The 20,900-nt window shown below is 68.6% G+C and carries 21 protein-coding genes and 3 tRNA genes; 1 reads left to right on the top strand and 23 read right to left on the bottom strand.

Annotated elements, in window-relative coordinates:
- Window positions 1-29: 29 nt before the first annotated feature.
- From rpoB to IF22_RS0107665, 21 genes are all read right to left on the bottom strand, one after another.
- Window positions 30-3,461, bottom strand: coding sequence for a DNA-directed RNA polymerase subunit beta (gene rpoB, locus IF22_RS0107755; RefSeq protein WP_030329876.1), 3,432 nt, complete (start codon window positions 3,459-3,461; stop codon window positions 30-32).
- Between the two features lie 570 nt (window positions 3,462-4,031).
- Window positions 4,032-4,421: a 50S ribosomal protein L7/L12 gene (rplL, locus tag IF22_RS0107750; protein ID WP_030329874.1), complete on the bottom strand. Its 390-nt coding sequence runs from the start codon at window positions 4,419-4,421 to the stop codon at window positions 4,032-4,034.
- 54 nt (window positions 4,422-4,475) lie between these two features.
- The gene (rplJ, locus tag IF22_RS0107745) at window positions 4,476-5,021 is read right to left on the bottom strand and encodes a 50S ribosomal protein L10 (protein WP_030329872.1); all 546 of its coding nucleotides are present in this window, start codon (window positions 5,019-5,021) and stop codon (window positions 4,476-4,478) included.
- A 340-nt stretch (window positions 5,022-5,361) separates the two neighbouring features.
- Complete coding sequence (locus IF22_RS0107740; RefSeq protein WP_030329870.1) at window positions 5,362-6,051, bottom strand: hypothetical protein; 690 nt, start codon at window positions 6,049-6,051, stop codon at window positions 5,362-5,364.
- Window positions 6,048-6,923: an ABC transporter ATP-binding protein gene (locus IF22_RS0107735; protein ID WP_036411012.1), complete on the bottom strand. Its 876-nt coding sequence runs from the start codon at window positions 6,921-6,923 to the stop codon at window positions 6,048-6,050. The genes IF22_RS0107740 and IF22_RS0107735 overlap by 4 nt, the downstream gene beginning before the upstream one ends.
- Window positions 6,924-7,003: 80 nt before the next feature.
- On the bottom strand, window positions 7,004-7,720 hold the full coding sequence (gene rplA / locus IF22_RS0107730) for a 50S ribosomal protein L1 (RefSeq protein WP_030329866.1): 717 nt from the start codon (window positions 7,718-7,720) through the stop codon (window positions 7,004-7,006).
- 78 nt (window positions 7,721-7,798) lie between these two features.
- Window positions 7,799-8,230 (bottom strand): 50S ribosomal protein L11, encoded by a 432-nt coding sequence (rplK, locus tag IF22_RS0107725; RefSeq protein WP_030329864.1) that lies wholly within the window; start codon window positions 8,228-8,230, stop codon window positions 7,799-7,801.
- Between the two features lie 186 nt (window positions 8,231-8,416).
- Window positions 8,417-9,139 carry a transcription termination/antitermination protein NusG gene (gene nusG / locus IF22_RS0107720; RefSeq protein ID WP_030329862.1) on the bottom strand — a complete coding sequence of 241 codons (723 nt, stop codon included), beginning with the start codon at window positions 9,137-9,139 and terminating at the stop codon, window positions 8,417-8,419.
- A 38-nt stretch (window positions 9,140-9,177) separates the two neighbouring features.
- On the bottom strand, window positions 9,178-9,567 hold the full coding sequence (gene secE / locus IF22_RS0107715) for a preprotein translocase subunit SecE (protein ID WP_030329860.1): 390 nt from the start codon (window positions 9,565-9,567) through the stop codon (window positions 9,178-9,180).
- A 213-nt stretch (window positions 9,568-9,780) separates the two neighbouring features.
- Window positions 9,781-9,853: transfer RNA gene (locus IF22_RS0107710), tRNA-Trp, on the bottom strand.
- A gap of 129 nt (window positions 9,854-9,982) precedes the next feature.
- Window positions 9,983-10,375, bottom strand: coding sequence for a MaoC family dehydratase (locus tag IF22_RS0107705; RefSeq protein WP_030329858.1), 393 nt, complete (start codon window positions 10,373-10,375; stop codon window positions 9,983-9,985).
- A gap of 1 nt (window position 10,376) precedes the next feature.
- Window positions 10,377-10,823, bottom strand: a complete 447-nt coding sequence (locus tag IF22_RS0107700; protein WP_030329856.1) for a MaoC family dehydratase N-terminal domain-containing protein — start codon at window positions 10,821-10,823, stop codon at window positions 10,377-10,379.
- Window positions 10,824-10,949: 126 nt separating this feature from the next.
- Window positions 10,950-11,117, bottom strand: a complete 168-nt coding sequence (gene rpmG / locus IF22_RS0107695; protein ID WP_007073056.1) for a 50S ribosomal protein L33 — start codon at window positions 11,115-11,117, stop codon at window positions 10,950-10,952.
- Between the two features lie 132 nt (window positions 11,118-11,249).
- Window positions 11,250-11,322 (bottom strand) — tRNA-Met (locus IF22_RS0107690).
- Between the two features lie 24 nt (window positions 11,323-11,346).
- Window positions 11,347-11,419 (bottom strand) — tRNA-Thr (locus IF22_RS0107685).
- Window positions 11,420-11,512: 93 nt separating this feature from the next.
- Window positions 11,513-14,044 (bottom strand): putative bifunctional diguanylate cyclase/phosphodiesterase, encoded by a 2,532-nt coding sequence (locus IF22_RS0107680; RefSeq protein ID WP_030329854.1) that lies wholly within the window; start codon window positions 14,042-14,044, stop codon window positions 11,513-11,515.
- A 1,042-nt stretch (window positions 14,045-15,086) separates the two neighbouring features.
- Window positions 15,087-15,590 carry a hypothetical protein gene (locus IF22_RS34930; RefSeq protein WP_156057380.1) on the bottom strand — a complete coding sequence of 168 codons (504 nt, stop codon included), beginning with the start codon at window positions 15,588-15,590 and terminating at the stop codon, window positions 15,087-15,089.
- Window positions 15,591-16,328: 738 nt separating this feature from the next.
- Window positions 16,329-17,495 carry a tyrosine-type recombinase/integrase gene (locus IF22_RS32920; protein WP_245233565.1) on the bottom strand — a complete coding sequence of 389 codons (1,167 nt, stop codon included), beginning with the start codon at window positions 17,493-17,495 and terminating at the stop codon, window positions 16,329-16,331.
- A complete protein-coding gene (locus IF22_RS35835) occupies window positions 17,447-17,764 on the bottom strand; it encodes a hypothetical protein (protein ID WP_245233564.1) in 318 nt (105 codons plus the stop codon). Before IF22_RS35835 ends, IF22_RS32920 begins: the two co-directional genes overlap by 49 nt.
- Window positions 17,761-17,946: a helix-turn-helix transcriptional regulator gene (locus IF22_RS0107670; RefSeq protein ID WP_030329852.1), complete on the bottom strand. Its 186-nt coding sequence runs from the start codon at window positions 17,944-17,946 to the stop codon at window positions 17,761-17,763. Before IF22_RS0107670 ends, IF22_RS35835 begins: the two co-directional genes overlap by 4 nt.
- Complete coding sequence (locus IF22_RS0107665) at window positions 17,943-19,697, bottom strand: replication initiator (RefSeq protein WP_030329850.1); 1,755 nt, start codon at window positions 19,695-19,697, stop codon at window positions 17,943-17,945. Before IF22_RS0107665 ends, IF22_RS0107670 begins: the two co-directional genes overlap by 4 nt.
- A 95-nt stretch (window positions 19,698-19,792) precedes the next feature.
- Between IF22_RS0107665 and IF22_RS0107660 the strand changes: the two genes are divergently transcribed.
- Window positions 19,793-20,146 carry a hypothetical protein gene (locus IF22_RS0107660; protein WP_030329848.1) on the top strand — a complete coding sequence of 118 codons (354 nt, stop codon included), beginning with the start codon at window positions 19,793-19,795 and terminating at the stop codon, window positions 20,144-20,146.
- A gap of 26 nt (window positions 20,147-20,172) precedes the next feature.
- Here IF22_RS0107660 and IF22_RS0107655 read toward each other — a convergent pair whose 3' ends face one another.
- The gene (locus IF22_RS0107655; protein WP_030329846.1) at window positions 20,173-20,712 is read right to left on the bottom strand and encodes a DUF2637 domain-containing protein; all 540 of its coding nucleotides are present in this window, start codon (window positions 20,710-20,712) and stop codon (window positions 20,173-20,175) included.
- Window positions 20,709-20,897 carry a hypothetical protein gene (locus IF22_RS0107650; RefSeq protein ID WP_030329844.1) on the bottom strand — a complete coding sequence of 63 codons (189 nt, stop codon included), beginning with the start codon at window positions 20,895-20,897 and terminating at the stop codon, window positions 20,709-20,711. Before IF22_RS0107650 ends, IF22_RS0107655 begins: the two co-directional genes overlap by 4 nt.
- Window positions 20,898-20,900 lie beyond the last annotated feature (3 nt).

Here is a 20,900-nt window from a genome sequence, read left to right as displayed (position 1 = left end):
GCCGGCGAGCCGGCCCCCGACCGCACACCTCAGACCTCTTCGACCGAGCTCGGCTCGCGCCGGGACAGGTCGATGCCCAGCTCCTCAGCGGCCCGGAACACCTCGTCGTCGGTCTCGCGCATTTCCAGGGCCACACCGTCGCTGGAGAGCACCTCAACGTTGAGGCACAGCGACTGCAGCTCCTTGAGCAGCACCTTGAACGACTCCGGGATGCCCGGCTCCGGGATGTTCTCGCCCTTGACGATGGCCTCGTAGACCTTCACGCGGCCGAGCACGTCGTCGGACTTGATCGTGAGCAGCTCCTGCAGGGCGTAGGCAGCGCCGTACGCCTGCATCGCCCAGCACTCCATCTCACCGAAACGCTGACCACCGAACTGCGCCTTACCACCCAGCGGCTGCTGCGTGATCATCGAGTACGGTCCGGTCGACCGAGCGTGGATCTTGTCGTCGACCAGGTGGTTGAGCTTCAGGATGTAGACGTAGCCGACGGCGATCGGGTCCGGCAGTGGCTCACCGGAACGACCGTCGAACAGCTGCGCCTTGCCGGTACGCCCGATCAGCTGCTTGCCGTCCCGGTTGGGCAGGGTCGACTCGAGCAGGCCGGAGATCTCCTCCTCGCGGGCACCGTCGAAGACCGGGGTGGCCACGTTGGTGTCCCCCTCGGACTCGTGCGCGTCGATCGAGCGCAGCTGGCGCTTCCAGTCGGCGTCGTCACCCTCGACCTTCCAACCGGTCTTGGCGACCCAACCGAGGTGGGTCTCCAGCACCTGGCCGATGTTCATCCGGCTCGGCACACCGAGCGGGTTGAGCACGATGTCGACCGGGGTGCCGTCCTCCAGGAACGGCATGTCCTCGATCGGCAGGATCTTCGAGATGACACCCTTGTTGCCGTGCCGGCCGGCGAGCTTGTCGCCGTCCTGGATCTTGCGCTTCTGGGCGACGTAGACCCGGACCAGCTCGTTGACACCCGGCGGCAACTCGTCGCCGTCCTCGCGGGAGAACGTACGCACACCGATGACCGTGCCGGTCTCGCCGTGCGGCACCTTCAGCGAGGTGTCCCGAACCTCACGCGCCTTCTCACCGAAGATCGCGCGGAGCAGCCGCTCCTCCGGGGTCAGCTCGGTCTCACCCTTGGGCGTGACCTTGCCGACCAGGATGTCGCCGGGGACGACCTCGGCACCGATCCGGATGATGCCGCGCTCGTCGAGGTCAGCGAGCATTTCCTCGCTGACGTTCGGGATGTCGCGGGTGATCTCCTCCGGACCGAGCTTGGTGTCCCGGGCGTCGACCTCGTGCTCCTCGATGTGGATCGAGGTGAGCACGTCCTGCTGCACGAGGCGCTGCGACAGGATGATCGCGTCCTCGTAGTTGTGGCCCTCCCAGCACATGAACGCCACCAGCAGGTTGCGTCCGAGCGCCATCTCGCCCTCGTCGGTGCAGGGACCGTCGGCGATGACCTGACCGGCCTCGACGCGGTCGCCCTCGAAGACCACCGGCTTCTGGTTGACGCAGGAGCCGGCGTTGGAGCGGCGGAACTTGTGCAGCAGGTACGTCCGGCGGTGGCCGTCATCCTGGTGGATGGTGACGTAGTCGGCGCAGAGATCCTCGATCACACCGCCGACCTCGGCGACCACCACGTCGCCAGCGTCGACAGCGGCCCGGTACTCCATGCCCGTACCCACGAGCGGCGCCTCGGCCTTGACCAGCGGCACCGCCTGGCGCTGCATGTTCGCGCCCATCAGTGCCCGGTTGGCGTCGTCGTGCTCGAGGAACGGGATCATGGCGGTCGCGACCGAGGTCATCTGCCGAGGCGAGACGTCCATGTAGTCGACGGCGGCGGGGACCACGTCCTCGGTCTCGCCGCCCTTACGACGGCAGAGCACCCGGTCCTCGGCGAACGTGCCGTCAGCCTTCAGGCGCGCGTTGGCCTGGGCCTTGACGAACCGGTCCTCCTCGTCCGCGGTCAGGTAGTCGATCTGGTCGGTGACCCGACCGTCGACGACCTTCCGGTACGGCGTCTCGATGAAGCCGAACGGGTTGACCCGGGCGAAGGTGGACAGCGCGCCGATCAGGCCGATGTTCGGGCCTTCCGGCGTCTCGATCGGGCACATCCGGCCGTAGTGGGACGGGTGCACGTCGCGGACCTCGAAGCCGGCCCGCTCCCGGGACAGACCACCCGGGCCGAGCGCGCTCAGCCGGCGCCGGTGGGTCAGGCCCGCCAGCGGGTTGGTCTGGTCCATGAACTGGGACAGCTGGGACGTCCCGAAGAACTCCTTGATCGCCGCCACCACCGGGCGGATGTTGATCAGGGTCTGCGGGGTGATCGCCTCGACGTCCTGCGTGGTCATCCGCTCACGGACGACCCGCTCCATCCGGGACAGGCCGACCCGAACCTGGTTCTGGATCAGCTCGCCCACGGTACGGAGCCGCCGGTTGCCGAAGTGGTCGATGTCGTCGGCCTCGTAGCCCTCCTCACCGGCGTGCAGCCGGCACAGGTACTCCACGGTGGCGACGATGTCGTCCTCGGTCAGCGTGCCGGTGGTGATCGGCACGTCGACTTCGAGCTTCTTGTTGAACTTGTAGCGCCCGACCTTGGCGACGTCGTACCTCTTCGGGTTGAAGAAGAGGTTGTCGAGCAGGGTCTGGGCGTTCTCGCGCGTCGGCGGCTCGCCAGGGCGCAGCTTGCGGTAGATGTCGAGCAGCGCCTCATCGGCGCCGGCGATGTGGTCCTTCTCGAGCGTCGTCATCATCAGCTCGGACCACCCGAACCGCTCACGGATCCGCTCGGCCGACCATCCGATGGCCTTGAGCAGGACGGTGACGGCCTGGCGACGCTTACGGTCGATACGTACGCCGACCGTGTCGCGCTTATCGATGTCGAACTCCAGCCAGGCACCCCGACTCGGGATGACCTTGACGCTGGAGAGGTCGCGGTCGGAGGTCTTGTCCGGCTGCTTGTCGAAGTAGACGCCCGGAGACCGGACGAGCTGGCTGACCACGACGCGCTCGGTGCCGTTGATGACGAAGGTGCCCTTGGGCGTCATCATCGGGAAGTCACCCATGAACACCGTCTGGCTCTTGATCTCGCCAGTGGTGTTGTTGGTGAACTCCGCGGTCACGAAGAGCGGAGCGCAGTAGGTCAGGTCCTTCTCCTTGCACTCCTCGATCGAGGCCTTGACCTCGTCGAAGCGCGGCGCTGAGAAGGAGAGCGACATGGTGCCGGAAAAGTCCTCAATGGGACTGATCTCTTCAAGGATCTCCGCGAGACCCGAGCGTGCGTGCGGGTCGTCCGCCGACCGGCCCTGCCAAGCCTCGTTGCCGACGAGCCAGTCGAAGGACTCGTTCTGAATGGCAAGGAGGTTGGGGACCTCGAGGTGTTCGGTGATCCTGCCGAATGAAACTCGGCGGGGAGCGAATGCGCTCGACGTACGACTGGTCTTCGCAGGGCGGGAAGCTGCCAAGATGCGTCCTTCCGAGGACCGGTGCTGCAGAACGGCTGGTACGCGTGCACTCCAATGACCCCACCAGAAATATCCGTAAACGGACATTTCCGAGCAGGGGTCAAGTCGGAAGGCAGCGCAAACTAGCAGTGTAGCCGAGAGGCTAACCGCTGTCCAGCCCACCCCGCAGGTTGTTTGCGGAGCGCTCCTCGGCCCCCGTTACCGGGGTCAGCCGGGCCGCTCAGAACGCAACTCCCCACTGGGCCGCTCGGGTTACCGCGGCCGATGGTGCCGCCGCTGTCATACCCACGTCGTGGCCGTCGCAAGCGCGGTGTCTTGCTGGTGTCAGCGTGCCTGGCAGCCCCGGGCCGCGTCAAGGGCCGGTATTGCCCTCGCCCCGTGTTTCCCCCTGGAGAGCGACCGGCCGCCCTCGTTCCGGTCGCTGGATCCGCAGGTCGGAGCCCCAGCTCAGGGCCGATCGGAGCCAACACCACCAATACGGCGGGCGGTGATCCGTGTCGGATCACCGCCCGCCGCCACGCGAATCGTGTCCCAGCTCACGAGCCGGGTACGCGTAGGTGGAACGTCAGGTCACTTGAGGGTGACCTTGGCGCCCTCGCCCTCGAGCTTGGCCTTCGCCTTGTCGGCGGTCTCCTTGTTGACCTTCTCCAGGATGGCCTTCGGCGCGGACTCGACCGCGTCCTTGGCCTCCTTGAGGCCCAGGCCGGTCAGCTCACGCACGACCTTGATGACCTGGATCTTCTTGCCACCGTCAGCCTCGAGGATGACGTCGAACTCGTCCTTCTCCTCCTCGGCCGGGGCAGCAGCGCCACCGGCGCCACCGCCGGCAGCGGCAACCGCGACCGGAGCAGCGGCGGTGACCTCGAAGGTCTCCTCGAACTGCTTCACGAACTCAGAGAGCTCGATCAGCGTCATCTCCTTGAACGCGTCGAGCAGCTCGTCGGTGCTGAGCTTCGCCATGTCTGGCGTCCTTTCCTGTTTCTGTTAAGTAAGAACTGGTGCGCCGTGGGGGCCTCAGGCCGCCTCGGCGCCCTCCTTCTCGCGCTTGTCCTGCAGTGCAGCCGCCAGACGGGCGGTCTTCGACAGCGGGGCCTGGAACAGGGCCGCGGCCTTGCTCAGGTTGCCCTTCATCGCGCCGGCCAGCTTGGCCAGCAGCACCTCGCGGGACTCCAGGTCGGCAAGCTTCGTGACCTCGGCCGCGGAAATGGCCTTGCCCTCGAAGACACCGCCCTTGATGACGAGCTTCGGGTTGGCCTTCGCGAAGTCGCGAAGCCCCTTCGCCGCCTCGACGACGTCGCCCGAAACGAAAGTCAGCGCGGTAGGACCGGTGAACAGCTCGTCGAGGCCGGTGATGCCCGCGTCCGTCGCAGCACGCTTGGCCAGCGTGTTCTTCGCGACCGTGTAGCTGGTGTCGGCGCCGAGCGAGCGCCGAAGCTGGGTGAGCTGGGAAACCGTCAGACCGCGGTACTCGGTCAGCACGGTGGCGCCCGAGCTGCGGAAGCTCTCGGTCAGCTCAGCGACGGCCGTGGCCTTGTCGGCCCGGATCGGCTTGTCCGCCATGTCCCTCCTCTCTCGTTACTCGAGGCTGGTCCCCGTCTCGGCCGAAGCCGGAACGGGGGCGGAGGCAGCACGACAACGAAAAAGCCCCGGCGCAGGGCGCACGGGGCGAGGGCCGGCAGATCATCATGGTCGGCGGACCACGTGCACTGCCGAGTTACGCTTGCCGCCCTACGCGGGTCGCCCGTTGTCGCGGGACCTTCGACCGTGCCGGAGCACGGTGACCAGCGGTCTCTGGGTGGTTCCTCATCCATGAGAACACGGATGACTGTTGAAGACTACGCGCCCGGGTCACCAGCACCAAATCGCCCCCTGTGAGCCGCGCCACCGACGCCGGTGGCGGTCAGCCCTGGGCCCGCCGCCGCCACAGGTAGCCGCCGACGACGGCACCACTCCAGGCCAACGCCCACCCGCTCAGCCCCAGCAGTGTCAGCGCGGCGGCCTCGCCGCCGGTGGTGCGCGCCGCCGCCATGATCGGCGGAGCCAGCCAGGGGGCCACCGAACCGGTCAGGCCGAGCACCACGGCGCCGACCCCGCCGAGGGCCAACACCGCGACGCCGTACCCGGCGCCGCCCACCGATGCCCGGCTGGCCAGCGCACCAAGAGCAACAGCAGCGGGTACGACCAGCAGGTGCGCCCACAGCCCCAGCGCGAGCCCGACCGGAATCGACCGGTCCCCCGGATCGACCGGGCCGGACACCCCGCCCACCAGCCACGGGAAGAGCAACGCGACGGCCACCGTCACCAGCGCCGCCACCGCTGCGGCGAGCAGCCCGGCCAGCCGCTCCCGCGCCACCCCGACCGTCACCTGCGCCAGCCGACGCTGCACGTCCGGCTCGACGTCCAACAGGATCTTGGTCTGCCAGGCGAGCACCGGGAAGAGCACGACAGCGGAGACGCCGTACGCCTCCGCCGGCTGGGCACGGCCACCGCCGTACAGGATGCCGAGCGTGATCAGGCCGGCGAGCAGCGGTGCCACCGCCCGGCCGGTACGCAGGAAACCGGCCAACCGCATCCGGATCAGGGCGCTCACCGGGCCTCCCCCGCCGCCGGCTCGACCGCCGCGTCGGCGGCCTCCGGCTGCCCGGTCACGCTGATCGGCGGCTCGGCGGGTGGGGCGGCGCCCGCTGCCGGGAGCGGCTCGGCGGGTCCGCCCTGGGGCACGGCGGTGGCGGCGTCGGAGCGTACCCGCAGCACCTGATGGCCCTCGGCGCGCAACCGGGCGACGGTGCCGGCGACCCGCGCGGCCGGCACCGCGACCTCGACCACGGCGATCGTCTCGTCCGTCGACGACGTCTCCTCGGCCAGCGAGCCGTCGGCCACCAACCAGCGACGCGCGGCCGGCAGCCGGACCGTCTCGCCGCGGTGGTCGCTCACCAGGACGGACCCGTCGGCGGCGAGCACCTCGGCGATCAGCTCGGGCACCAGCTCACGGGTGGTGGCATCCAGCCCCTCCCACGGCTCGTCGAGGACCAGCAGGCCCGGCGGGCGCAGCATCGCCTGGGCGAGGCCGACCTTCTGCGCGGTGCCCTTGGACAGCTCGGGCAGTCGGACCGAGCGGAAGGCGGACAGCCCGAGCCGGTCGATCCAGGAGGTCACCGCCTCGTCGGCCGCGGCCCTGCCCAGCCCCGCCACCCGGGCCATCCCGGTCAGATAGCGGGCCACCGTGAACGGTTGGTCGGCGGGGAACCGCTCCGGCACCCAGCCCACCCGCGCCGGCCGGCCGGAGACCCGGCCCCGGCCCGGACGGAGGACCCCCGCGGCCACCTGGAGCAGTGTCGACTTGCCCACCCCGTTGCGGCCCAGGACGATCGCCACCTCGCCGGGGCCGATCCGCACATCGATGCCCTGCAGCACCCACGGCCCCCGCCGGTGGTACCGCAACCAGACGTTCTCCAGCCGCATGGGCCCGAGCCTGCCACACCTCGAACGCGCCGGGGCGCCGCCACGGTCGTGGCGGCGCCCCGGTGGAGCGAACTGTCGACTCAGGCCTCGGCCTGGTCCTCCCGAAGGTTCTTCACCAGGTTCGGGTCGACCGGGACACCCGGGCCCATCGTGGTGGTCAGGATGACCTTGCGGAGGTACTTGCCCTTGGCCGCGGACGGCTTGGCGCGCAGCACCTCGTCGAGCACCGCCGCGTAGTTGTCCACCAGCTGGCCCTCGGTGAAGGAGGCCTTGCCGATGATCAGGTGCAGGTTGGAGTGCTTGTCCACCCGGAAGGTGATCTTGCCGCCCTTGATGTCCTGCACCGCCTTGGTGACGTCCATGGTCACCGTGCCGGTCTTCGGGTTCGGCATGAGACCGCGCGGGCCCAGGATCCGCGCGATCCGGCCGATCTTGGCCATCTGGTCCGGCGTGGCGATCGCCGCGTCGAAGTCGAGCCAACCACCCTGGATCCGGGCGACCAACTCGTCGGTGCCCACCTCGTCCGCACCCGCGGCGGCGGCCTCTTCGGCCTTCGCGCCGCTGGCGAACACGATCACGCGGGCGGTCTTACCGGTGCCGTGCGGCAGGTTGACCGTGCCGCGGACCATCTGGTCCGCCTTGCGGGGGTCGACGCCGAGGCGCATGGCGACCTCGACCGTGGCGTCGAACTTGACGTTGGTGGTCTCCTTGGCCAGCTTCACGGCCTCGGTGGGGGTGTAGAGCTTCGACCGGTCGATGACATCGGCGGCCTTGCGGTAGCTCTTGCTGCGCTGCATTGCTGATTACTCCTGTGGTCTCTGGCGGGCCGCTCGGCGCGAGCCCTCCCACGGTTGGGTCGACGGCCTGGGCCGACGTCAGTCGTTGACGGTGATGCCCATCGACCGGGCGGTGCCGGCGATGATCTTCTCGGCCTGCTCGATGCTGTTGGCGTTGAGGTCGGCCATCTTCTTCTCGGCGATCTCACGGAGCTGGCCGCGGCTGACCGCGCCGACCTTGTCGGACTGCGGAACGCCAGACCCCTTCTGCACACCGGCGGCCTTGAGCAGCAGCCGGGCGGCGGGCGGGGTCTTCAGCACGAACGTGAAGGACCGGTCCTCGAACACGCTGATCTCGGCGGGGACGATGTCGCCCCGCTGGGACTCGGTCTGCGCGTTGTAGGACTTGCAGAACTCCATGATGTTCACGCCGTGCTGGCCGAGCGCGGGGCCGACCGGCGGCGCCGGCGTGGCCTGGCCCGCCGGCAACTGAAGCGTGAACGTCTTGACGAGCTTCTTCTTCGGAGGCATGTCACTTCCTGGGGCTTGGAGCTGGGAAAAAGCGGCTGTCGCCGCCCTCGGGCGCGCACGGTCAGCGCGGTGCGACAGCGGCGACATTCAAGAGTAGCGCAGGCCGCAGCCCACTCGTCCGCCGAGGTCGAGCGAGAGCGCGTACGCCGACGTCGGCGGCGGGCCGGACCCGCCGCCGACGACCAGTCAGATCTTGGCGACCTGGTTGAAGTTGAGCTCCACCGGAGTCTCCCGACCGAAGATCGACACCAGCACCTTGAGCTTCTGCTGGTCGGCGTTGATCTCGCTGATCGTGGCCGGCAGCGACGCGAACGCGCCGTCGGTGACGGTGACGGAGTCGCCCACCTCGAAGTCGAGGACCTTGATCTCCGGCTTCGCCTTCTTCTGCTCGGTCTCGACGGCCGGCGCCAGCCACTTCAGCACCTCGTCGAGCGAGAGCGGAGCGGGCCGGTCAGCCCGGTCGGTAGCGCCGACGAAGCCGGTCACCCCCGGGGTGTTGCGGACACACGAGTAGGACTCGGCGGTCAGCTCCATCCGGACCAGGATGTAACCCGGGAAGACCTTCGCCTGGATCTGCGAACGCTTACCGTTCTTGACCTCGACCTCTTCCCGGGTCGGCACCTCGACCTGGTAGATGAAGTCCTCCATGTCGAGGCTCGTGATCCGGGTCTCGAGGTTGGTCTTGACCTTGTTCTCGTAGCCGGCGTAAGAGTGCACCACGTACCAGTCACCCGGCGCGTAACGCAGCTTCTGCCTCAGCTCCGCGACCGGGTCGTAGTCCTCGTCCGGTGCGGGCTCGGTCGTTGGGAACTCCGGCTCGCTGGCGGCCTCAACCGACTCGTCACCAGCCGCCGTCGCGACCGTGGACTGCTCGTCCACTTCTCCGGCGGTCTCGTCGTACTCAGGCACGCTCGCTCACTTCCGTCACTATGGCTGGAGGCAGCCGGTCAGTCCGAGTTGCCAAAGACAAACAACACGACCTTGGCGAAGCCGAAGTCCAGCACACCCACGATCGTCAGCATCACCGCGACGAACGCCACCACCACGGCGGTGTAGGTCAGCAACTCCTTGCGGGTCGGCCAGATGACCTTACGCAGTTCGGCTACAACCTCGCGGAAAAACCGGGCGATGCGCCCGAAGACGCCCACCCGACCCGTTTCCGACCGGGTGGTCGGCCGGCTGTCCGCCGACTCCGCCCGGGCGCGGGACCGCGTGGCGGTGCCACCCCGGGAAACCGGCTCGTCCGCGCCGGAGGCGTCGTCGTCGGCCACGTCGTCGACGATCTCGTCGTCCAGACGATCGTCGCCGTCGTCGTCGCGCCGCTTGTTGTCGGCCACTTCGCCCTCCGTCGCGGAATCTTGGGTCGCACGCCGAGTGGCGTACGCGGCGCTGGTCACGCCGGCCGGACCCAACCGTCCCGCGACGGGCCGCGGCCGGTGGATCAGCCGGAGGGCCCGATTGCCTCGGAACCACCCCGCCGATGCCACCACCACGGGCCGGACGCCGCCGAGCTGGCGGCGCGACCCACGGGAACGGTCAGGCCTGAGGCGCAGGGGTGACAGGACTTGAACCTGCAGCCTGCGGTTTTGGAGACCGCTGCTCTGCCAATTGAGCTACACCCCTATGCGGCAACACTCGCCCCACGCGGCCACAGACGACCGAGCAGGGGTCACTTGCCCCACGGCGGACCAGTGTACGGGTAGCCGCCCGACTTTCCCAACCGGTCTCTCCGCCACGCGTGGCGGGCTCTGTTCAGCGCGCCGACCGGATGGTTGCCCGCGCCTGTGACAGCACCTTCTCCCCCAGGCAGGTGGCGGTCACCTCCAGGCGGGTGAGACCATCCTCGGTCACCTCGCGGACCCGCGCGGTGACCTCGATCTCGGTCCCCTGGTCGTCGTCCGGGACCACCACCGGCCGGGTGAACCGCACGCCGTACTCCACCACCGCGTCCGGCGAACCGGCCCACTCGGTGACCGCCCGGCCGACCAGAGCCATGGTGAACATGCCGTGGGCGATCACCCCGGGCAGACCCACAGAGGTGGCGACCCGGTCGCTCCAGTGGATCGGGTTGAAGTCGCCCGAGGCGCCGGCGTAACGGACCAGGTCCGCACGGGTCACCCGAAACGTCTGTGCTGGCAACTCCATCTCACGCCTCCCCACGGATGACATACCTGGCCCAGACCGCCACCACGGGCTCCCCGCCGACGGTGCTCACGTCGGTGCGGGTGGTCAGGAAGCCGTGCCCACCCCGGGTGCTGACGTCCTCGATGGTGTTGGTGCAGACCAGCTCGTCGCCGGCGAACACCGGCCTGGTGTACGCGAACCGCTGGTCGCCGTGCACCAGGCGGCTGTAGTCGACACCCAGGGCCGGGTCCTCGATGATCTGGCGGCTCGCGGCCATCGTGACGATCACCGGGAAGGTCGGCGGAGCCACCACGTCGGGGTGGCCCAGCGCCTGCGCGGCCTCCGGGTCGTGGTGGGCCGGATCGGTGGCGCCGATGGCGGTGGCGAACTCGCGGATCTTTTCTCGGCCCACCTGGTAGGGGGCGGTCGGCGGATAGGTCCGGCCGACGAAGGAGGCGTCCAGAGGCATGCGGCGAACCTACACGGAAAGCCCAATCGCCGACCTGATCGGTAGGCGGCGGCTGAGCCGCACCACACCGGTCAGATCGGCGATCGGAAAAGCTTCGACGGTGGCCGGCCAAAGGCCGGCCAGCGATCAGCGGGTCTCGCGGTGGACCGTGTGCCGACCGTCGCGCGGGCAGAACTTCTTCAGCTCGATGCGGTCGGGGTCGTTGCGCCGGTTCTTGCGCGTGATGTAGTTGCGCTCCTTGCACTCCACACACGCCAAAGTGATCTTCGGCCGGACATCGGTAGCCTTCGCCACGGCGGAGTGCCTTCCTCGCTAACGGAAACAACTACGACGCGCCAGCCTAGACGCTGACAGCGCGGACATGCAAAGTGGGCGCCAGAAGCGCCCATTCTTACGACCACCGGCAACTAGCCCGGAAGACGAGAGTAGCGGTGGCCGGACTTGAACCGGCGACACAGCGATTATGAGCCGCTTGCTCTACCATCTGAGCTACACCGCTGCGATGGGTCCAGCTGAACCCTCGAGCCCCCTTACGGAATCGAACCGTAGACCTTCTCCTTACCATGGAGACGCTCTGCCGACTGAGCTAAGGGGGCCTGCGCGATCTCCCCGTGGGGCGCGCAGGAGTAAGAGTACACGGCCCGGCTCGACAGGTGAAATCGGATCCCCCGTGATCGTCCGCGCCCTGCTCAGGGCACGACTCGAAGGCGCGGCAGCTCCCCGTTGGAGATCGTCTCCGGCTCGACCTGGGCACCGAACCAGGCAGCCAACCGCTCGTACGGCAGCGGCCTGCTGAACAGGAAGCCCTGCCCGATCTCACAACCGATGTCCTGGAGAAGCTCCAGGGTCAACTCGCTCTCCACCCCCTCGGCCACCACCGCCAGGCCGAACTGCTGGGAGAGAGTCACCACCGCGTTGACGATCGCCAGGTCCCCCGGATCGGTAGCCATGCCCTGCACGAAGGAGCGGTCCACCTTCACCTCGTGCACCGGCAGCCGCCGCAGGTGCGCCAGGGACGAGTCGCCGGTGCCGAAGTCGTCCACCGACAGCCGTACGCCGAGATCCCGCAGCCGTTGCAGGGTGGGAATGGGTCGGTCCGTGCCGTCCAGCACCCCCGACTCGGTGATCTCCAGGGTGAGGCGCTGCGCCGGCACCTTGTACTCGGTCAACAACTCCTGGACCCGGTCCGGGAAGTGCTGGTCGATGAGCGTACGAGCCGAGAGGTTGACCGCGATGGGCAGCGGCTGGTCGGCCAGGGCCCAGTCCCGACTGCGGCGCAGGCCCTCGCGCAGCACCACCTCGGTGAGCCGGCTCAACTGGCCGGTGTGCTCGGCCACCGCCACGAAGTCCTCCGGTGCGACGGTGCCGTGCGCCGGGTGCTCCCAGCGGGCCAGACACTCGACACCGACCAGGCGCCGGTCTCGCAGCGTCACCTTGGGCTGGAAGTAGACCTCCAACTCGCCCTGGTCCAGTGCTCGGCGCAGGTCGCCGGCCAGGCCCAGCCGGCGCAGTGAACGGGACTCGAGCGCGGGGTTGAACAGCTGCACACTGCCCGGCACCGACTTGGCCGCGGTGGCCGCGAGGTCGACCCGAAGCAGCAGGGTCGCCGCGTCGCTGCCGTGATCCGGGTGTACGGCCACCCCGACGGCGGTGTTCACGTCGAGGGTGAGCGCGTCGAAGACCATCTCGTCGCGGATCTGGTCGCGCAGCTGGGCGGCCAACTCGAGCGCGGCCTCGGCGCTCTCCAACCGCAGTGTCACCAGGAACTCGTCCCCGCCGGCACGGCCCACCAGAGCCGACGACGGTGCGCTGGCCCGCAACCGGTTGGCGACCTCGGTGAGGACCTTGTCGCCGGCGGCGTGACCCAGGGACTCGTTGACCTGGCGCAGCCCGTCGACGTCGAAGAGCAGCAGCGCCACCACCTCGCCCGGCGCGCGAATCTTGACCGACTCGTCCAGCGCTCCGGTGATCCGTCGCCGGTTGGGCAGCCGGGTCAACGTGTCGTGGTGCGCGTCGTGCCGCAGCCGGTCGACCAGTCGCGAATTCTCCAGGGCCACGGCGGCGTGCGCGGAGACCGTCTCGAAGATGGGGATGTCACCACGGGTGAAATGACCGACATCGCTGAGCCGATTGGCGACCTCCAGGGTGCCGATGACCGCCTGGCCGGACCGGAGCGGCACCACGATGACGTCCTTGATCTTGCTGTGGCTCAACGCCTGGCGCTCGTTCGCCTTCTCGTCGAAAGCGCGCCCCACCGCGATGGTCCGCCCCTCGTCCGACGCTCGCTGCCGAAGGGACGCCGGCGTGGGTACGACGTCCAACAGCCCCGAGTCGTCGACCCGGGCGGTGAGCAGCACCTCGGGATGGCGGCCCTGGGCGGGCAGCCACAGCGTGGCGTACTCGGCCTGCATCAGGGCCCGGACCCGACCCAGGAGCGCATCGACGAGGGTGCCGTCCTGGCCGCGCTCCCCGATAGCGCGGGTGAGGTCGTACATCGCGGCCAGCGTCCGGTGTTGCCGGAAGAACTCCGCGTAGGAGCGGTAGACCAGGACCAGTGCCGCACCGAGAGCGGCCAGCAGCACCAACGACCACCAGGTGGTGGTGACAGCGATCAGGATGATCAGACCGAGCGAGACGTTGATCGCCGCAGTGAGCAGGGCGGGCCGTGCGGTGCGGAGAGAGTCCCGTCCCGCCTGCCAACCCTGTAGGAGGGTGTGCACGCCGACGATGCCGAGAAGGCTGACCAGGATCACCGCGGTCACGGCCGCGAAGAGACTCAGCCAGGTGCCGGGGTCGTCCACCTCCTTCGACGGCGGTAGCGCCTGAAGGAGGAGGACGGCGAGAGAGGTCCCGGCGGCAGCCTTGGCCACGTTGAACCAGAACTTGACAGGCGCGAACCGGTGCCGCGTCTGCGTGAGCATGGACGCCACCGTGTAGATCGCGACGACGGTCAGCGGTGGCAGCAGAAACAGCGCTAACACCAGCGGAATCTCGGTCAGGGTCATGCCGAACGACTGCCGCCGGACCACAAAGTTGAGGACCGGCATACCCACGGCGGCCATGGCGACCAGCAACAGGAGCGCGAGGAGCCAGTCACCGAAGGGCTGGGACGACACCAGCCCCGTGACGATGGAACAGATCGCGGCGAAGAACACCAGTGGCGCGGTGATGAACCATGCACGATCCGCCGAACGACGTCGCGATCGATCACGCGGAGCCATACCGCTCCCTACGGCGCCTGCGGTTTACCGCCCGTGGCTTGGGGTGAGCTGAACGAGTCAGCGACCGCTGCCGACGATAGTGCCTTCCGGAGCGACGGTCCAGATGAGATCGATGGCCTGAGCTCCGCGAGCGCTGCTGTCATAGAGGCCAGCGGGGAAGGCGACGATGGCGGCGGCAGCAAGAACAAGGAGGAGAGACCCACCGAGTCGGCCTAGCCTTCGACCAGACATGATCGCTCCTGTCGGGAGATGTACAGCGTTGATGGAGGTTCCACGATCGTGCCACAGCGCGGGCAGCCAGAGAAGTGGTGGTCGCCTGACTGGCCCCACCGTCTGTTACTTCCCGCCGTTCGGCCTACCGCCCCCAACGCACCGGGCCAGATCACGAGCCTGCAGGTCGCTTAACCGTTTCACCCAGTGTTGAATGCGACCTTCAACGCAATTCGGGTCCAGCTGTAGGCACTGCCACATCCGGTACGACGGTCACCGTCAGCAACGCTCAACAGCCCGCGACGAACGTGCGCCTCCGATCCGGCCATCGACCACCATACCGGCTCTCCGCCATCCCGCTAGTACCTCGTCGGGTTCATTTCAGTTTGGTTGCCAGCAGAACGAACGCTGACCACAGGCAAGGTATGCGCAGCTAGGCGTGGAACTTTCATCGATGACGGCAGATACGATAAGCGCTGGTGTGGCGAAGTCGCCATCGATGTGGGCGCCGACCTACCGCCACGCGCACCAACACTGACCACCGCGACGCCCGCACCTCGGCTTCAGTGCTTCGCCAGCGTGCGCCCGCAGCGGGAGAATTCGGCGGTCAGCCGACTTTGGCCGCAGGCCGACACGGTGCCGGCTGTTGGGCCGGAGGCGGCGACATGTCCGGCCGACCGCTCGTGCGATCGGGCCCCGTGTTGACTCGTGCCGGCGAAAATATCGGCGCACGGCGATGTCGCGTTGATGGCTTGCCCTCGAAGCGAAAAGACGCCCACGGCAAGGCGGCACGGAAGCAGCGAGGACTCGAGAGGCCGCCCGGAGCGCGCGGTCATCCACCGCCACATCCAACAGCGATGGACAGCACGGACAGCCGTCCCGCCCGGAACGCGGTCAGATGCTCGGTCGTCAGTTGGTACGACATGGGTGGATCACTCGTCTTCCAGCGATCGACGTGCACGAAACAGCCGCGCCAACTGCCGTAGCCGATCATTTCGAAGTCAGGGAAGGCCGGATCCGTTGCTGGAGTGCCGACAACGAGCCCTGGTCCGGACACGCGGGCGACGACGTTGTCGTCCGGAGGGCCGACGAAGATCGCGACTGCGGCGCGCTGCTCGGCGGGTGCTGTACCAGGATCGATGTGGTCGTGCACCCGCTCGTAACCGCGCACGCTGATCTGAGACACATAGCCTTGCGCCTCAGTCGCAGGGGCGTCTCTCACCTTGAGCACGCCGAAACAGCAGGCGGCAACGGCGACAACTGACAGCAGCCAGATACGCCAGCGTCGCGAACGAACCTTGACGTGTGTGTCAGTGGCATCGTCGGGTCCAGGCACGACGACACAGTAGGCCGGCCGACCCGCGCATGGGTGGGGCTCAAGGTCAACAACGCCGAACGGACAGACAATCCTGGACCGTTCCCGATCAGTCGGCGCAGGGCCGGGTGGTCACCGGCGGGCACTAGACGTCACTGGGCGGCCGGCCCCCGCGAGCAGACCTTTCGGACATCACAGCCGGCTGAGCGCGCTCTTCCAAACTGAGGCTTCACCCGGAGGCAGCATTGTCGTCAGCGGCTGGACGCAGCCGAACTCGACTAGATCAACGACAACGGCCCCCGATCAGCATCTCTGCTGGTCAGGGGCCGTGTCTGCACCTGGTGGCGGGTAGAGGATTCGAACCTCTGAAGCTTTCGCGACGGATTTACAGGGCGTCGGCATTACTGCCACCGCCAGGGTCCCTGACCTGGCGATTCAATCCTGACAGCTCACGACAGCCTTCACGCCGCCCACGGTCTGCCCACAGCCAGCCGCGGCTAAACGACGTATGTCGCCGTGAGGTTTTTTTTAATGTCACGTGGCAGACCACCTAGAGACAGCCCCGCCGTGGCCGCCAGAGAACTGAGCAGAGCTGAGACCCCGAGCAGCCAGACGTGCGGGCCTGTCACCGAAGCCTCGGGCCCCGCGAGACCTGCTGCGACGGCCGCCCCCATTGTCAGCAGGGGAGGCACTACCCAAAGGGCGAACCGGCGAGGCTTCGACACGGCTCCAGACTGGCACACCACGTCCAGCACGCTGTCATCCGAGCGCATCGCCGATCCTGTCGTTCATGGTGTCATCTCCGCCGTCGATGCAGTTGGCGTAGACGCGGAGCAGGACGGCGACGCCGTGCCCCAGGCGCCGGGCGACCTCGGTCGGTGGGACGCCGGCATTCAGCCAGAGTGAGGCCGCCGCGTGACGTAGGTCGTAGGGCCGGCGGACGAGCGGTGAGGCGACCTGCGATTCGGTCAGCGCCTTCTCGCGAGCGAGCTTCCACCAGCGGTCGTACACCGACTCGGAGAGCGGGCCGCCATGCAGGCCCCGGAAGAATCGACCGTCCGGGCCGACCCCGTGATTCTCGACGTGCGCGGACAGCAGCTCGACGAGCCGGGGCGGGATCGGAACCGTACGAGTCTCAGCCCTCCCCCGGTGCTTGAGGCCGCGCCGCTCGTGCGAACCGCCGTCATCGGTCCAGTGCGACCCCGCGCGCGGCGAGGTGCCGGCGAGCACCAGGCGGCCCCAGCGATATTCGATCTTCTCGTGGTCACAGGACCGGGAAGGCTTGACCGCCGCCAGATCGTCGAAGTCAGTACCGCAGTCGGCGCACCGGCCGGCAAGGTCACAGTCCTCCCGCCGTAGGTCTGCCGCTTCCGAAGGACGCATGCCTGCGTAGTAGAGACAGCCGAAGAACGCGGTGACCTTGTCGGCGCGCTTGCCGAGAGATCTCACCGCCTCCAGCAGCGTGGCGACCTGGGCCGGGTTCGCCACCACCCGCCGGTCGATGGACTGCGCCACCTCGGGGGCGGTCCACTGGACCCGGTCGACCGGGTTGGAAGCGATCAGCTCCAGCTCGACGGCGTACCCGAGCACGTTGTAGAAGGTCGCCCGCTTCCGCTGGACGGTGGAGGCGGCCGCGGGCTTGCCGTCAAGACGTACGCAGAGGCTGTCGAGGACGCGGCGGACCATCGCGGGTGAGTCCAGCTCGACTACCGGGAGAGACGCGGTTTCCAGCCAGGCCAGCGCCGCCGCGTGCTCAGTGGGTATCTCGTCGGACCAGCGGCGCGGGTTGAGGCCGTAGAGGTACAGCGCCTCCCGGAGCAGGGCGTCAGTCGGTCGACCCCGCTTCGCCGGGCGGGTCAGGGTAACCGTGATGGAGGTCAGCGCTTCGACGATCGAGCGCCGGGTCTTGGCCGCCGCCCGGACCACTTCATCTCGACGTACGCGCGGCTGTGCGCGTACCAGGTGGTGGGGTTCTTGGTTCTGGCCTCGGAGACCGGGCGGCCGGTGGCCGGGTCGAACGGCTCCCCCGCGTTGGCCGCCTGGACCAGTTCGGCGCGGAACGAGTGCGCCAGGGCCTTGGTACGGAACAAGTCCTCGAAGCGCTGGCCGCTCACCGCCCAGCGGACCCGCCACGGTCGAGCCTTCCGGTCAGCGCGCTTAACGATCTCCCAGATCTGGACCTCGTAGCTCTTCACGCGGCGTCCTGCTCCAGGTCGCCGAGCCACCGACCGAGCGCTGACCGGCGGACCCGCAGCTGCCCATTCGGGAGCTTGATCACCCGTGGTCCCTTGCCGGTCTGCCGCCAGTAGAACCAGGTCGAGCGCGGTACGCGCAGCTCGGCGAGCACTTCCGGCACGGTCAACAACTCCTCATTCACTGCGTTTCCTCCCCGTCGTGCTGTGCGCTGTGCTGAGTTGCCGAAAGATCTGCGGAGCCCTGCGCGGCCCGGTCCTTGGCGGCGAGCAGTTCGGACCGCCAGCGGGCACGTTCGCTGATCGAGCGCATGAGCCGGTGGGTCATCGGGCCGACGTCGGGGTCATCGGGGCGGGCGAGTTCCCAGGCGTGCCGGACCCGTTCGGTGGTGTCGCCCTGGTCGTCGACGAGCCGCGTGCCGTCGGTGGTGACGCCGAGCAGTGCCCGGACCCATGCCCGCGCGTCGTGCTTGTGGTCGGCGAGGGTCTTGCCGGACCAGTCGCGGGAGATGAGGATGCGTCGGCCACCGATGCCGAGCGTGTCGCGCTGGTGGACCTTGCCCTTGCAGCGGCCGGGCTTGAGCTTGGCGTGCGCCTTCTTGGGCTGGACGCCGTACAGCAGCCAGTTGGCGCACCGGTCGGTGCAGGGGGTGAGCTGGAGTTGCTGCCAGAGCCGGTCGAGGTGCTTGCGTTGCCGGTCGGTGGTGGCCTTGTGGCAGTCTCCGGTGTGCTTGGTGATGTATTTCGTGACGTACCGGATGGTCCGTTCGGCGTCCTCGGTGCCGGGCATGACGCCGCGGGCGTCGACCTGGGCGCCGAAGCGCACGACGTGCACCGGTTCCCCGTCCGGGTCGTCGTCGATGCCGTCGAGGGCTTCCGTCCAGGTGGTCAGCGGTTCGCGAGAGTCGGGGTCGACCCATGCCGCTGCCTGCTCGTCCCAGACCGGGAGCCGGTCGAGGGTGTAGCGCTGGACGTCGACCGAGGGCCACCACACCTGGTGGTAGGTGGCCGCCGCCACGGTGCGGAGCACGTCGCGAGGGATGGTGCCCCGGATAGCGAAGTGAGCGTGCGGGGCGAGTCGGCGTTGCGGCTCGACGCAGCCGGCGTACTGGACGTTCCAGCCCTCGCACCGCCGAAGGTTCTGCCAGAACCGATCGAGCAGCCGGGGGAAGTGCACGGCGTCCCAGGCTGCACGGCGGTAGTCGTACCTGGCCGGGTTGACCGGGGTGCCATCGGGGCGGACCGGGCCGTACGAGTCGAGGGTGAGGGTCAGCCACATCGACGGTTGGTAGGTCGAGCCGTCCGGGGCGGTGTAGGTCTTGCCGACGGTGCGGCGCTCGACCCTGCGCCGGGGCAGTTCGGGGGCGTCCTGGCGCCGCTTGGTGGAGCGCTTGCGCCGTGGGCCGGGCTCGTCGTCCTGGTCCTCGTCTTCGGTGACGTGGGGTGGTCCGACGCGCCCGCGCAGGCCCTCAGCGGCGATGGCTTCCTCTACCTCGCGGATAGCCTCGTCGAGGTCGGTCACCTGGTCCCACTGAGCGGCGCGTACGGCCTCGTCGCGGGAGAACTCCAGGTGTGCGCGGAACAGGATCAGGGACTTCTGCGCTTCGGTTTCGGGTTCTGGGCCGGGTAGTGGTTCGTCGTCGCGGTGCCAGCCCTCGCGGATCTGGGCCTGCCGCAGTCGCCGGTTCTTTTTGGCGCACGGCGGGCACTTGTCCTCGCGGGTCGCGCCGCAGGGCAGGTCGATGACTTCGGTCAGGCCGGTGTCGAGGTCGGTGCGGCGCATGGCGAGCGGGCGGACGCAGACGCCGTACTCGATGGCGATGTCCTTGAGGACGTCGATCGAGCGGGGCAGCGCCATGCGGGCTGCCCGCGACCCCGGGCGAGGAGCAACCGGGGTCGGGGCGGGTTCGAGACCGGGCAGGGTCGGAGCCGTCATCGGCCCGCCCCTGCCGCGCGTCGAATGCGGTGGTCCCGGATGCAGGTCCGCCGGTACTGTCCGGGCTCACCAAGAACCCGAACGGCGAGGTCGACATGAACAGCGATGACGGTACGACGGTGCTGTGGCGCCCAACCGGGCCGAAAGAGCTGGATCTCGTCCGCGAGTCCGGATGGCGGGCATGGCCGCCGCGCCTGCCGGATCAGCCGATCTTCTACCCGGTCCTGAACGAGGACTACGCAGTGATGATCGCCCGAGACTGGAACGTGCCCGCGTCCGGCGTCGGCTACGTGACCCGCTTCCGGGTGCAGTCGGAGTTCCTGAGCCGCTACCCGGTCCGCCAGGCCGGCGGGAAGACCATTCTGGAGCTGTGGGTACCGGCCGAGGATCTGGACGAGTTCAACGCCCACATCGTCGGACTGATCGAGGTTGTGCACGAGTTCCGGTAGCCGCCGCCCGGCAGCGAGGGTGGCCGTCATCGGATGATCCCGACGACCTGGGGCCGATTGGACTGGACGACCCCGACCGGAGGCAGCACCGCAACTGATGCCGGCGGCATCACCGGAACCGGCGCGGGTTCGACGGGCTGCGGCTCGTCGTACCAATCGCCCTGCGGCTGATCGGCCTCAGGAGCCGGCGCGGCGGTGGGTTCGCTGGACAGGACGACCTTCACCAGAGCGAGGAAGGCCAGCGACGGCACCGCCGCGACGATCCAGCCCCAGACGGACGGTTCGGCTTCGGCGACCTGGGCGGCGAGGGAGAGCAGCGCGAACGCGATCAGGAGCACGCCGACCAGGCCGACGGGTCGACCATCACGGCGGCGGGCGCGGATCTCCAGGCCGAGGTAGATCGCCATCAGCTCGACGGCTACGGCGTTGGCCCAGCCGATCCAGTCGGGCTGTCCGTGGGCGACGGTCAGGTCGTGGACGTGGGTGAAGGCGGCGGCGCCGGCCATGGTGCCGATGGCGAGCAGGATCAGCACCCGGACGCCGGACTCGGCGCGTTGGCGGATCATCGGCCGCTGCCGTTGTCGCGGACGGTCAGGATGATGCAGATTCGTTGGCCGTTGAGGTCGCGGCGGCGGTTGACCATGTGCGCCAGGCCGTGCAGGGCACCGGCGAGCCGGTCCGGGGAGCCGTTGAGTTCGATGTGCAGCGGCTTGAGGCGGTGGGTGCCGAGGAAGAAGCTCTTGAAAGACATCGG

The organism is Micromonospora parva (genome assembly GCF_000718515.1).
Lineage (GTDB): Bacteria > Actinomycetota > Actinomycetes > Mycobacteriales > Micromonosporaceae > Micromonospora > Micromonospora parva.
Note: the sequence above shows the minus strand (reverse complement) of the source record. Positions and strands in the feature narration are given on the sequence as shown.